At 50.9% G+C, this 13,535-nt stretch carries 10 protein-coding genes; 9 read left to right on the top strand and 1 reads right to left on the bottom strand.

Annotation, left to right across the window (positions count from 1 at the left end; all coding sequences use genetic code 11):
- Nucleotides 1–27 precede the first annotated feature (27 nt).
- The 4 genes from GPK90_RS02785 to GPK90_RS02770 all read left to right on the top strand — a co-directional run bounded on the left by GPK90_RS02785 (nt 28) and on the right by GPK90_RS02770 (nt 4,197).
- Nucleotides 28–1,419, top strand: coding sequence for an aminopeptidase (locus tag GPK90_RS02785; protein WP_215702091.1), 1,392 nt, complete (start codon nt 28–30; stop codon nt 1,417–1,419).
- A gap of 390 nt (nt 1,420–1,809) precedes the next feature.
- On the top strand, nt 1,810–2,997 hold the full coding sequence (gene tig, locus GPK90_RS02780) for a trigger factor (RefSeq protein WP_215702090.1): 1,188 nt from the start codon (nt 1,810–1,812) through the stop codon (nt 2,995–2,997).
- A gap of 79 nt (nt 2,998–3,076) precedes the next feature.
- Nucleotides 3,077–3,868: an HAD-IIB family hydrolase gene (locus GPK90_RS02775; RefSeq protein WP_118513729.1), complete on the top strand. Its 792-nt coding sequence runs from the start codon at nt 3,077–3,079 to the stop codon at nt 3,866–3,868.
- 182 nt (nt 3,869–4,050) lie between these two features.
- Nucleotides 4,051–4,197: a hypothetical protein gene (locus GPK90_RS02770; RefSeq protein ID WP_182426457.1), complete on the top strand. Its 147-nt coding sequence runs from the start codon at nt 4,051–4,053 to the stop codon at nt 4,195–4,197.
- A 109-nt stretch (nt 4,198–4,306) separates the two neighbouring features.
- Here the strand turns inward: GPK90_RS02770 and GPK90_RS02765 are convergent, their stop codons facing one another.
- Nucleotides 4,307–5,635, bottom strand: coding sequence for an N-acetylmuramoyl-L-alanine amidase family protein (locus GPK90_RS02765; RefSeq protein ID WP_215702089.1), 1,329 nt, complete (start codon nt 5,633–5,635; stop codon nt 4,307–4,309).
- A 409-nt stretch (nt 5,636–6,044) separates the two neighbouring features.
- Here GPK90_RS02765 and GPK90_RS02760 point away from each other — a divergent pair, with 409 nt between their 5' ends.
- The 5 genes from GPK90_RS02760 (at nt 6,045) to GPK90_RS02740 (ending at nt 13,447) form a co-directional block, all read left to right on the top strand.
- Nucleotides 6,045–8,021, top strand: a complete 1,977-nt coding sequence (locus GPK90_RS02760) for a thiamine pyrophosphate-binding protein (RefSeq protein WP_215702088.1) — start codon at nt 6,045–6,047, stop codon at nt 8,019–8,021.
- A gap of 163 nt (nt 8,022–8,184) precedes the next feature.
- The gene (locus tag GPK90_RS02755; protein ID WP_215702087.1) at nt 8,185–9,138 is read left to right on the top strand and encodes an NAD-dependent epimerase/dehydratase family protein; all 954 of its coding nucleotides are present in this window, start codon (nt 8,185–8,187) and stop codon (nt 9,136–9,138) included.
- Between the two features lie 171 nt (nt 9,139–9,309).
- Nucleotides 9,310–10,269 (top strand): glycosyltransferase family 2 protein, encoded by a 960-nt coding sequence (locus GPK90_RS02750; protein WP_118513719.1) that lies wholly within the window; start codon nt 9,310–9,312, stop codon nt 10,267–10,269.
- On the top strand, nt 10,266–12,464 hold the full coding sequence (locus GPK90_RS02745; protein ID WP_215702086.1) for a glycosyltransferase family 2 protein: 2,199 nt from the start codon (nt 10,266–10,268) through the stop codon (nt 12,462–12,464). The genes GPK90_RS02750 and GPK90_RS02745 overlap by 4 nt, the downstream gene beginning before the upstream one ends.
- Nucleotides 12,461–13,447, top strand: coding sequence for a glycosyltransferase family 2 protein (locus tag GPK90_RS02740; RefSeq protein WP_118530011.1), 987 nt, complete (start codon nt 12,461–12,463; stop codon nt 13,445–13,447). The genes GPK90_RS02745 and GPK90_RS02740 overlap by 4 nt, the downstream gene beginning before the upstream one ends.
- The last annotated feature ends 88 nt before the right edge of the window (nt 13,448–13,535 follow it).

Genomic DNA, 13,535 nt, shown 5'->3' with positions numbered 1-13,535 from the left:
CTATTACACATACGGAGGATTTTTAGAATGAACGGCAAAGATCTTGAAAAAGCACTTCTCTGGGAAGCTCCGCATATCGGCGAAAAAGCGCCGGAGCAGATCCCGGAGGCACAGGATTTCTGTGAGGGATATAAGACATTCTTAAATGAGGGAAAAACAGAGAGAGAATGCGTGAAAAAAGCAGTTACACTCCTGGAAAACGCAGGATATCAGAAATTTGATCCGAAAGCTTCCTACAAAGCAGGGGATAAGATCTACTGGAACAACCGGAAGAAGGCGATCATTGCTTCCACAATCGGAACAAAAGATCTGAACGAGGGATTGAGGATGAACGGTGCCCACATCGATTCCCCGCGCCTAGATTTAAAACCGAATCCGCTGTTTGAGAAGGATGAGATCGCATATTTAAAACCGCACTATTACGGCGGGATCCGCAAATACCAGTGGGGGACCGTGCCGTTATCCATGCATGGCGTCGTTGTAAAAGCTGACGGAGAGGTCGTTGAGATCTCCATCGGCGAAAATGAGGGCGATCCGCAATTCTGCGTGACAGATCTTCTCCCTCATCTCGCTTCCGAACAGAACGGGAGAAAGCTCGCGGAAGGTTTAAAGGGCGAGGAACTCAATATTATCATCGGTTCGATCCCGTACCATGACGAGGAGAACGAGAAAATCAAAAATCCGGCAAAGCTTCTTGCGATGAAGTTACTGAACGAGCGCTACGGGATCACGGAAAAAGATTTCACCCGTGCGGAGATCGAGATGGTCCCGGCATACAAGGCAGTCGATATCGGACTTGACCGCGGACTTGTGGGAGCTTACGGCCAGGATGACCGCGTCTGCGCGTACACAGCTCTGATGGCGGAGATCGGGACAAAGAATCCGGAACACACGACATTTACGATCCTTACGGACAAAGAGGAGATCGGTTCTGTCGGGAATACGGGACTTCACTCGGACTATGTCCATCATGCGGTCGAGGACCTCGCGGAGAGCTTCGGGGCGGACACAAAGACTGTGCTGCGCCATTCCATCTGCCTTTCTTCCGATGTAAACGCGGCTTATGATCCGACGTTCGCGAGTGTATACGAGAGCAGAAACTCGAGTTATGTAAACAAAGGCTGCGTGCTCACAAAATATACAGGCGCGAGAGGAAAGTCCGGCAGCAGCGATGCAAGCGCGGAGACGATGGCAAAGGTCATCGGCATCATGGAAGAGAACGGTGTGTACTGGCAGACCGGTGAGCTCGGTGCAGTCGATGCGGGCGGTGGCGGAACGATCGCCCAGTATGTGGCGATGATGGATGTGGATGTTGTGGACCTCGGCGTTCCGATCCTTTCCATGCACGCACCGTTTGAGCTGGCTTCGAAGCTTGATGTATACAATACATATAAGGCGTTCTGTGCGTTCTATAAATAAATGCGGATGACGGCTGGACCGGCAGGAGCTGTGTCCAGGAGTCGGAAGGACATTTCTAACGCCCCGTTTTGAAAAAATTGAAACATTATTGAAAAACACTCTGGAAGAGATCCTGATGGACGTAAGACATGGAAGATCTTTGCAGAGTGTTTTTATTTACGCGAACGACGAGTCAAAGTCCGCGCTTGCGCGAGACCTTGGCGACTGTCGCGATAACAAGGGGAAACTCGTGAAGCGTTTTTTCACTTGTTTTCTAACACATGTCTTAAATTTCTGTGAACACTCTTTTTTTTCGCGTGACGGTATGTTAGAATGAGTATTACGCGCGGATGTTCCGGAAAACGGGAGACACGCGGGGAATATGAGACAGAATGGAAGGAAAAAGAAAACATGAAAAAAATCATAAAAGCAGGTCTCTGTGTTGCAGCAGCGGCTGTGATCGTAACAGGATGCGGAAATAAGAGCCAGAACACAGAGAGCAGCTCTGCGTCTGAGGAGCAGGCAGCAGCTGCAACTGTTGAGACGGAGACAAAATCCGAGGAAGAGCTTCACGACGAGGAGAGCGTGACTCTCGGAGATTATAAGAACCTGACTTATTCTGCAAAGGTAGAGGAAGTGACGGATGAACAGGTCCAGACAAGATTAAAGGAGCTCTGCGCAGAGTATCCGGTAACGATCGAGGGACGCCCGGCTGCGGAAGGCGATACCGCGAATATCGATTATTCCGGAACAAAGGACGGCGTTGCGTTTGACGGCGGAACTGCAGAAGGTTACGATCTGAAGCTTGGAAGCGGAACTTTCATTGACGGCTTTGAGGACGGTGTGATCGGCATGAACGTCGGAGATGAGAAAGACTTAAACTTAAAGTTCCCGGATAACTACGGAAACGCAGATCTTGCAGGACAGGAAGTCGTATTCCATGTGAAATTAAACCAGTTAAAATCTGAGTCCGAGAGCAAGGTGGACGATGACCTCGCAAAACGTTATTACAACGATGATACAGCGACTCTTGATCAGTTAAAAGAGGAAGTGTGTGCGGATCTCCAGGCGGAGGCCGACAGCCAGTTCTTCAACGCAGCCGGAAGTGAGCTCTTAAATGAAGTGATCAATAACTCCGAAGTCACAGCAGATCCGGACGCTGTTGATGACATGTTCAACCAGTTAAAGACCACATACTCCAGCTATGCGAGCAGCTATGGTCTTGAGTTTGACCAGTTCCTCAGCATGTTCCTCGGAACGGATGAGGATGGACTTCGCGATACTGCTGAAAACCTTGTAAAACAGCAGCTCGTTTTAGACGCGATTCAGGCACAGGAAAATCTCTCTGCGACTGAAGATCAGAAAGATAAGCTCGCTGTTATGAATTACTTCAAGAATGCAGCGCAGATGACGGCAACATACGGTGAGGACTCCGCAAACCAGATCTTTGATATGGGTGCTGTCTACTACTACCTGATCGGCAATTCTACTTACGTTGAAGCGCCGGAGACCACTGCAGAGACAACGGAAGCAGAGAATATCTTAGAAGAAGCAGAGACTGTTGCAGAGGAAAGCGAAAGCAGTACGGAAGCAAAATAATATGGACAGGAAATGGTCCGGCTATTCTGCAAAGTGCTGAGCAGAGATGCTGACAGCAGAAATGCGATAAGAGAACAATATGAAAAGAAAAGCATTATTTTTTGACATTGACGGAACGCTCTTAGTGGATGCGTCGAAAGAGCTTCCGAAGAGCGCGGCGGCTGCGATCACCGAGGCGCGCCGCGCCGGACATCTGATATTCATCAATTCCGGGCGGACGAGATGCCTGATGAAGGATGTTGAGGGGAAAGTACCGGTCGACGGTTACCTCTGCGGATGCGGAACCTACATAGAAGCGGAAGGAAAAGCCCTGCTTCACAGAAAGATCTCCGCGAAGCGCCGGATGGAGCTCCAGAGAGCGATCCTCGCGTGCAGACTCGACGGGATCCTTGAGGGACCGAAGGTTTGTACGGTCCAGGTCGGCGTCTCCCACATGGAAGAGATCGAACATGTGAAGAACGTTGTATATAAAAACCAGGGACTTGCGAGTGCAGACTGGAATACGGAAGAAGTCGACTTTGATAAGTTCTGTGTGCTGGCGGATGAGAATAGTGATGCGGAGAGCTTCTTAAAGATCCTGGCGCCGGATATGACCGCGATCGACCGGGGACACGGACTCTATGAGTGTGTGCCGACGGGCTATGATAAGGCGACGGCGATGGAAGTGATCCTGAAACACTATGGGATCGCGAGAGAAGATTCCTACGCCTTCGGTGACAGTATGAATGACCTGGCGATGATCCGCTATGCCGGAAACAGCATCATCATGGAAAAACACGCGAAAGGCCTGGAACCTTACGCGACCTTTATCACGAAGGACGTGGAGGATGACGGGATCGCATGGGCATTTGAAAAACTTCATATCATATAAAAGATGAGTTTTGCGGCAGTTCTGCTTTTGAGTGGGACTGTCGCTTTGCGTTTTCGAAAGCTGTCGAAACTTGCGTTCAAAAACTACTTTTCAATTCTGGAAAAATGTATTATATATTTAAGAAAAAGGAAGCAGACGCGGGAAAGGGCGGCTGCGGACGAGGCGTAAGGGGGACGAAAACAATGAGCATGGAACGACATTACAAAAGTGCTCTGGAAGAAGAAAACCAAAGGCTTCGCGAAGAGAACGACAGGCTGATGGACATTGTGGTACAGATGAAAGGTACACTGAACCGCCTGGTAAAAGCGTATATTACAGAAAGTAAATAGGAGAATGCGGCTGCACAGAACTGATCGGGCAGCCGTGGATAGAAATAACCGCGGATGGCTGCGAAAGGCAGCAGGTCCGCGGTTATTTCGCAGGAATTCAATGTCCTGTTTACTGGACGACACCGGCCGTATTTACAGTCCAGATCGTTCCGTTCGCATCTTTGATATCTTTATATCCACGTCCAAGCTCCGGTTTCGCTGTGGAAGTGGAGGAAGCGGACGCTTTCTGTACATTTCCGGCTGTTCCGACAAGGTAGGTGGTGCCGTTTAAGTCCGCCGGTGCATATCTCTGGTCGGCAGTGGCGTCCTGTCTCTTTCCGTATACATAGAGGATGCCGTCGCGGAGTCCATGGTATCCCTGACCTTTCTTGTCGCCGTCGGTGTGGAAGAACCAGTTCTCGGTCTCACCCGTCTCCTCATTGAAGATCGTCTGTTTTCCTGTCTTCATGATGCCGTCCTCGCCGAAGCAGAAGTTCGCGATCTCATCGTTCGCCACATTCACGATCTGTCTTCCGGTTTGCATGATGCCGAGATCACTGAAGGCGTATTTTTTCGCGTTGATCGTGAAGAGAGAATTCCCCTTTTTCGTGGAAACGTATGGTTTTCCTGCTTTAAAGCAGAAGGTGTACACCTCGTCGGCTTCGTGGATCCCGGAAATCCCCTCAATGGAGTGAAAACCTTCGGCGCGTTTTCCGTCCCCGGACGGTCCGTAGTACTGATAATCTGTGACGTTCGGGACAGCTGCATTGCTGTCGGTCGCGTCCGCATCGCTCCCGGACGGCATCAGGACCCAGCCTGTCTGCATTTTTCCGTCGATGAAGGTGTAGTAATTTCCGTCGATCTTCTTGTCATACTGGGTAGTCACCATCTTTCCGTCGGAGTTAAAGTAGTACCAGCTCTCAGAAGATCCCGGCACATGACTGTTTTCCTCCAGGCGGATCCATCCGGTCTTCATCGCCCCGTCTTTTTCTGTTCCAAGATAGTAAGTAGCTCCGTCGATCTCCGTCTTTCCTGTCGCCATATGGCCGGACTCGTCAAAATAGTACCATTTAGAGTCAAATTTTACCCATTTGGAGACAGCGGACTTTCCATCCTTTTCAAAGTAGTACCAGAAGGTATCGGGAGTCTCCGGGGAGTCCGGATCTTCCTCATTCTTTAATTCTACCCATGCACTTGTCACCATTTTTCCTTCGCTGTCCACATAATATTCGTCGATCTTCGCATCGGTTACGATCTGACCGTTCTCACCAAGATAGTACCAGTCTTCCCCGCGCTTTCTCCATGCATCGGTGGTGAGGTACCCGTCTTCATCGTAATAGACCTTTGCATCTCCTTCTGTCACCCATCCGTGGGATGCAGCGTAAGCCGGCAGCCCGGAGACCATTGTCATGAATGCTGCTGCGGATAAGACAGCGGCGATCCTTGTCTGTTTTTTCATAATATCCTTCTCTCCTTTTTGATATGAAATCATGCTCTTGTCCGGCAGGTCAGAAGCTTGTGGACAGGACGGATCGGCAGCAGCTCCTGAGATCATGCCGTACAGTTGTTTTTGTTTACCGGCTGATTATAACAGTCTGTGATGACGGAATTCCAGTGTGGGTTCCTGGCATATCTGGAACACCGTGGAAAGGATTTCACCGGGTGGAAAAAACGGAAAACAAAGGGGAAAAAATGCCCCGGGGATCCCCTGAAAATCCCGTTAAAAACATGATTTACTGGACTGTATGCGGTCCGCATGGTATAATCGAGGAAGGTATACCCGGCGCAGACTCAGCCATGTGTCTGGGGGAAAAGGAAGGTCAATATGGCTGGAATCTGACAGTTTGAGAGAGGAGAAGGTTTCACTTATGAGAATGAAAGTTTCTGATTATATTGCCCAGAAGCTGGTAGACGAGGGGATCACCGATGCATTTATGGTGACCGGAGGCGGTGCGATGCACCTGGATGACGGACTCGGACATCAGCCGGGACTTCACTGCTATTTTAACCACCATGAACAGGCATGCGCCATCGCTGCGGAGGCGTATGCGAGAATCCACAACAAGATCGCCGCGCTCTGCGTGACGACAGGCCCTGGCGGAACAAACGCGATCACGGGCGTTGTCGGCGGCTGGCTCGACTCGATCCCGATGCTCGTTTTATCCGGACAGGTCCGCTACGACACGACGGCCCACAGCACAGGTCTGGGGATCCGCGCGATGGGAGATCAGGAATTTGAGATCACAAAGGCAATCGACTGTATGACAAAGTACAGCGAGATGGTGCTGGATCCGATGCGGATCCGCTTCTGCCTGGAAAAGGCCCTTTATCTGGCACAGACAGGAAGACCTGGTCCGTGCTGGCTGGACATCCCGTTAAATGTCCAGGGCGCGTATATCGAGACGGAATCCTTGCTGGGATTCGATAAAGATGATTACGAGGCGGGCGGCACCGGCTGGTCCGGACATGGAACCGGATGTTCCGGATGCACGATCTGCATGATGAATAAAATTGAAGGAAAACCGGCTATGATCCCGTCCGATGTGAGCGGACGGGGAGAAAAGCGCGTGAAACTTCCGGACCCTGTGACAGTAGAACAGGCGAGAGAGATCTTAAAGAAGGTTCGCGAGGCAAAACGCCCGGTGATCAATGCCGGAAACGGGATCCGGATCGGAAAAGCGTTTGACGTATTTACAAGAGTCGTGAAAAAGCTCGGGATCCCGGTCGTTACCGGCTGGAACAGCATCGACTGCATGTACGATACAGACCCGCTCTATGTGGGACGTGCCGGACATATGGGAGACCGCGCCGGAAACTTTGCGGTTCAGAACAGCGACCTCTTATTATCGCTGGGAAGCCGTCTTTCCATCCGCCAGGTTGGCTACAATTACCCGACATGGGCGAGAGCAGCGTATGTGATCTACAATGACATCGACGCGGAAGAGTTAAAGAAACCGACGGTCCACGTTGATATGCCGGTCCATGCGGACGTGAAGGATCTTCTCGAGAAGCTGGAACTCGTTCTCGATGAGGAAGAATTTGATCCGAACGGCGGTGCAAAGGACAAAGAGGCAGTGGACAGCTGGATCCGTCAGTGCCAGACCTGGAAAGAAAAATATCCGGTCGTTCTGCCGAAACATTATGAGGCCGGAGACGATGAGCCGGCAAACGTCTACGCGGCGATCAAGGAGATCAGCAAACGCGTGGAGGAGGATGTGATCACGGTTGTGGGCAACGGCTCCGCGTGCGTGGTAGGCGGACATGCCTATGAGATGAAGAAAGGACAGCGGTTTATCAGCAACTCTGCGATCGCTTCCATGGGTTACGACCTCCCGGCGGCGATCGGTGCATGGGTGGCGGACCATACAAAGGATATTATCCTTGTGACCGGTGACGGAAGCATCCAGATGAACCTTCAGGAACTTCAGACGATCATCCATCACCACATGGGCATCAAGATCTTCCTGATCAACAACGGCGGCTACCACTCCATCCGTCAGACCCAGAGGACCCATTTCCATGAGCCGCTCATCGGAATCGGCGTGGACAGCCATGACTTAAGCTTCCCGAGTATGGAGAAACTTGCCTGGGCTTACGGCTATCCGTATGTGGCGGCGCATCACAACAGCGAGCTTGATGCTGCTGTGGAGAAGACACTTGCGACGGAAGGTCCGGTGATCTGTGAGATCTTTGTTGATATGAAGCAGGGATTTGAGCCAAAGGCATCTGCGAAGATGCTGCCGGACGGAACGATGGTATCTGTACCGCTTGAGGATCTTGCGCCGTTCCTTCCGGAGGAAGAACTCAAGGAGAATATGTATATCCCGCTGGTGGAAAATAAGTAGGTTTGTCAGTGACGCAGGTCTGCGCACTTGCTGCGCTGACCTTAATAAAGGATAGGAATGAAGGCAAAAATCCCATCGGCACAGCCGATCCGGAATGGATTTTTGCTCGTAGCTGTGAAGGTACTGAACAGCTGCGTTTGTCAGAGGAAAGGGGCAGCATAATATGAATATCATCATGACAGGCGCGACGAGTTTTGTCGGCGCGGCGACAGTTCGGGAACTCTTGCGGAGAGGACATACGGTTACTGCCATCGCGCGCCCCGCGTCCTCAAAACTCGGCATGATCCTTGACGGAAACGAGGAGGCGCTTTTATCCGGGCGGCTTCTCGTGACTGAAAACGATCTCTCCGAGCCGGAACAGCTTCTGGAAAAAGTGACAAAGCCGCAGGATGTCTTCTGCCACTTCGGCTGGGGCGGTTCCGGAAGTGCGTCGAGAACAGACCGGGCGCTTCAGGAAAAAAATCTGGAGATCTCCCTGGAGACGATCCGGACTGCGAAGGCACTGGGATGTAAAAAGTTCCTGTTCTCCGGATCCCAGGCAGAATACGGAATGCACCGGGATCTGATCACGGAGGAGACGGCCTGCGAGCCGAAATCCCTCTACGGCGAAGCGAAGCTCGCGATGCGCGAAAAGGGCGAAACGCTCTGCGGGGAGCTCGGCCTGCGTTACATTCATGCGCGGATCTTCAGCGCCTACGGACCGGGAGACCACCCGTGGACGTTAGTCGAATCCTGTCTGGACGCATTTTTGAACAACAGGGAGATGTCCCTCGGCGCCTGCACGCAGAACTGGAATTTCCTCTATATCGATGATCTGGCGAGAGGAATGGCGGCGCTCTGCGAGGCGGAGGAAACGGCATTTGAGGGGATCTCAAATCCTGTCTTTAACTTCGGAGGCGCGGAGACAAAGGTATTAAAGGATTTCGTGGAGGAGATCCATACACTCTGCGGCGGAAAGGGCGAAACCCGATACAATACCCGCGGGGAAAATGCGGAAGGTCTGATCAACCTGATGCCGTCCATTGAGAAATTAAAGGCGGTGACGGGATGGAAGCCGGAAGTCGACTTTAAGACCGGCATTACCCGGATGATCGCACTTAGGAAAAGGACCGTATAGAGAGGAAAAACGGGGAAACTCGGGCAGGACCGGCTGCGGTGGTGCATAGCGGATCCGGATCGACAAAAAATGCCGTGAACACTGCCCGGTATTGACAAAACAGAAAAAATGGTTACAATGATAAAAGTTAAAGATCAGGTAACAATTATTTAAGGAAGAAGAAAATATAACATGAAAAAAATCAGCGTTTTGATTCCATGCTATAACGAGGAGGAGAATGTCGTTCCGATCAGTGAAGCGGTCATCGGCATCATCACAAAAGAGCTGCCGCAGTACGACTACGAGCTGGTCTTTATCGACAATGACTCCACGGATAAGACGAGAGAACTGCTCAGGATGCTCTGTGCAAAGAACCCGAAGATCAAGGCGATCTTCAATGCGAGAAACTTTGGACAGTTCAACTCCCCATATTATGGAATCCTTCAGGTAACCGGTGACTGCGTGATCTCCATGGTCGCAGATTTCCAGGATCCGGTGGAATTGATCCCGAAGTATGTCCATGAATGGGAGAATGGCTATAAGATCGTTATCGGGATCAAGACGAGCAGCAAAGAAAATCCGGTCATGTACTGGCTCAGAAGCTGCTATTACAAACTGATCCGTAAATTGTCTGATGTAGAGCAGATCGAACATTTCACGGGATCCGGTCTCTATGACAGACAGTTTATCGAAGTGTTAAGAAATTTGGATGATCCGACTCCGTTCCTTCGCGGAATTGTCGCGGAGCTTGGATTTAAGAGAAAAGAGATCCCGTATGAACAGCCGAAGCGCCGCGCGGGGAAGACTCACAATAACTTCTATAAATTATACGATGCGGCGATGTTAAGCTTCACCTCCTACACGAAAGCGGGACTGCGCCTTGCGACATTCTTTGGCGCATTTTGCGGCGGGATCAGTTTTCTTGTCGGAATGGTATATCTGATCATGAAGCTCCTCTACTGGGACCGCTTTGCGGCAGGTATGGCGCCGCTTCTGATCGGAATGTGTTTCCTTGGTTCGGTCCAGATCTTCTTTATCGGACTGCTCGGCGAGTATATCATGAGCATCAATACCCGTGTGATGCACCGTCCGCTTGTTGTCGAGGAGGAGCGGATCAATTTTGACACGCCGGCTGCGCAGGAGGAAGTATGAAATACAGTGTTGAAGTGATGAGAGTCCGTGAGCAGACGATCCAGTTAAATGGCTGGGCTGTGGAAAATGACCCGGATTCCGTGATCACATACCGGATCGAGGACGAAGCGGGGAATCCGGTGGATGCGAAGATCGTTCCGACAAGGCGGGACGACGTGAGCCAGATCTACTACAAAAAGATCATCGACCGCGATCTCGGGTTTGATATCCGTTTCCCGTATGAACATGGAAAGATCTACTATCTTGTAATCTGCGGGGAGAAGAAGACGACCCGCGTGAAATACAGCGATATGATGATCCGCAAAAAGACAGGAGCGGCGAACCGCAAAGTCCAGAAACTTATGAACCTGATGAATATGGAGACGGTTCATGTTGCCTGGGATTTCCTGAAAGAGAATGGTCTGAAAGCCCTGATCTTAAAATCAAAGCATAAGATCCAGGGAATCGATGACGATTACGACTACGCAGAGTGGTGGAATCTCACAAAACCGTCGGAGGAAGAGCTGGAAGCGCAGAAAAAAGAGACCTTTGAGTATATGCCGAAGTTCTCCATCGTGATCCCGGTCTATAAGACTCCGGAGAAATTTTTAAAGGAAATGCTGGATTCCATCGTGGAGCAGACCTACGCGAACTGGGAACTCTGTATCGCGGACGGCAGCCCGGCAGGAGAGAGCGTTGAGAATGTATTAAAGAAATATGCGGAGAAAGATTCGAGGATCCGGTATAAGGTTCTGGGCGAAAATCTCGGAATTTCCGGTAATACCAACGCGGCTCTCGAGATGGCGGAGGGCGATTTTGTTGTCCTTGCGGACCATGATGACCGTCTGACACCGAATGCGCTCTTCGAGTGCGCGAAAAAACTGAATGAAAACAGATCATGTGATGTCCTCTATTCCGATGAGGACAAGCTGGATATGGATGGAGATGAACTGTTTGACCCGCATTTTAAGCCGGATTTCAATCCAGACCTTCTGACGAGCGTCAACTATATCTGCCATCTGTTCGTGGTGAAGAAAGAACTGCTTGATAAAATCGGCGGTTTCCGGGCGGAGTATGACGGAGCCCAGGATTATGACTTTATCTTCCGCTGTACGGAGAATGCAGAGAAGATCTGCCATATCCCGAAGGTCTTATACCACTGGCGCTGCCATCCGAATTCCACGGCGAGCAACCCGGAGAGCAAGCTTTACGCCTTCACAGCCGGTTCCCGCGCGATCATGGACCACTATAAGAGAGTGGGGATCGAGGCGGAGAAAGTGGAAAAAGGCGTGGACTACGGCATTTATCACACGACATTTAAGATCAAGGGAGATCCGCTTGTCTCCGTGATCATCCCGAACAAGGACCACACCGTCGATCTCGACAACTGTATCCGCCCGATGCTGACGGAAGGGACGTACAAGAACCTCGAGTTTGTCATCGTGGAGAACAACAGCACGGAACAGGCGACATGGACCTACTATGAGAAGATCCAGAAGGAATTCCCGAATGTACACGTTGTCCGCTGGGAGCGGGAGTTCAACTACTCCGCGATCAACAACTTCGGCGTACAGCATGCAAAGGGCGAATACCTTCTGTTCATGAACAACGATATCGAGCTGATCGCAAAGAACTTTGTCGAGGAGATGCTCGGCTTTGCCCAGAGAGAGGACGTCGGAATTGTCGGCGCAAGACTTCTCTATGAGGATGATACGATCCAGCACGCCGGCGTTGTCATCGGATTCGGCGGCATCGCGGGACACACGTTTATCGGTCTCCACAAATCTGAGAACAGCTACTTCAACCGGGCAATGTGCGCCCAGGATTACAGCGCCGTCACAGCGGCCTGCATGATGAGCAAGCGCTCCGTATTTGACGCCGTGGGCGGATTTACGGAGGAACTTGCCGTCGCATTCAATGATATCGACTACTGCATGAAGGTCAGAAAGCTCGGAAAACTCGTGGTCTATGCTCCGTATGCGGTGCTGCATCATTACGAATCGAAGTCCCGCGGTCTTGAGGATACTCCGGAGAAAGTGGCGAGATTCAACCGCGAGATCGCAACCTTCGCGAAGCGCTGGCCGGATATCTTAAAGAACGGAGATCCTTATTACAACCCGAACCTGACGCTGCGGAAATCAAATTTTGCTCTGCGGGACCTGAAAAAGGAGAAGATCGGGGAACCATATAAACTGGAGGTACCGTTAGACGAATGAAGACAACGATCATAATCCCGAATTATAACGGACTCTCGTTTATGGAACCGTGCTTTGAGGCTCTGGATAGACAGACGACAAAGGATTTTAAGATCCTTGTGGTGGACAACGGATCCACGGACGGAAGTGTGGAGTGGCTGAAGGAGAAACAGATCCCGTCGATCTTTCTTCCGGAGAACACCGGCTTTTCCGGTGCGGTCAATGTCGGGATCAAGGCGGCGGATACTCCGTATGTGATCCTCTTAAATAACGATACGAAAGTGGCTCCGCACTATGTGGAAGCGTTGGAGCGGGCCATGGACCGGTCGGAGAAGATCTTTTCCGTCAGCAGCAAGATGATCCAGATGTATCATCCGGATCTCATGGACGATGCCGGAGATATGTACAGCGTTCTCGGCTGGGCATTCCAGCGAGGCGTTGGACGTCCGGAAGGTCTTTATAAAAAAAGCTGCCGCGTGTTTACGGCCTGTGCCGGCGCGGCGATCTACCGCAGGGAAGTGTTTGAGACGATCGGATACTTCGATGAGATGCACTTCGCGTACCTTGAGGATATCGATGTGGGATACCGGGCAAAGCTTTACGGATATGACAATGTGTTCTGTCCGGAAGCGGTGGTGTACCATGTGGGAAGCGGGACCAGCGGTTCCAAATATAACTCCTTCAAGGTAAAACTTGCGGCGAGAAACAATGTCTATTTAAATTATAAGAATATGCGGGGGTGGCAGCTGCTCTTGAATTCCCCGTGTCTTCTGGCCGGTACTTTTGTGAAATTCCTGTTCTTTAAGAAGATGGGATTCGGAAAAGATTATGTGGCCGGGTTCCTTGAGGGGATCAGAACACTGAAAAACTGTAAGCGTGTTCCTTCCTTTAAGGGAAGATTAAAGCGGGAGATCGGGATCCAGATCGAGCTGATCGCCGGCACCGCAGTTTATATTTATGAGTTTTCCAGGAGACAGGCAGCAAAGCTGAAAGTCAAAGCCTGAATTGCAATTCAACGGTTGCTGCAGTGCGCGGACAGGGAATGTCCGCGTACTGTAACCGATATTTTACGGAAATCTCAGATTTTCTTAA

The sequence above is a fragment of the Clostridium sp. MCC344 genome (genome assembly GCF_018785365.1).
Classification (GTDB): domain Bacteria; phylum Bacillota; class Clostridia; order Lachnospirales; family Lachnospiraceae; genus Pilosibacter.
Note: the sequence above shows the minus strand (reverse complement) of the source record. Positions and strands in the feature narration are given on the sequence as shown.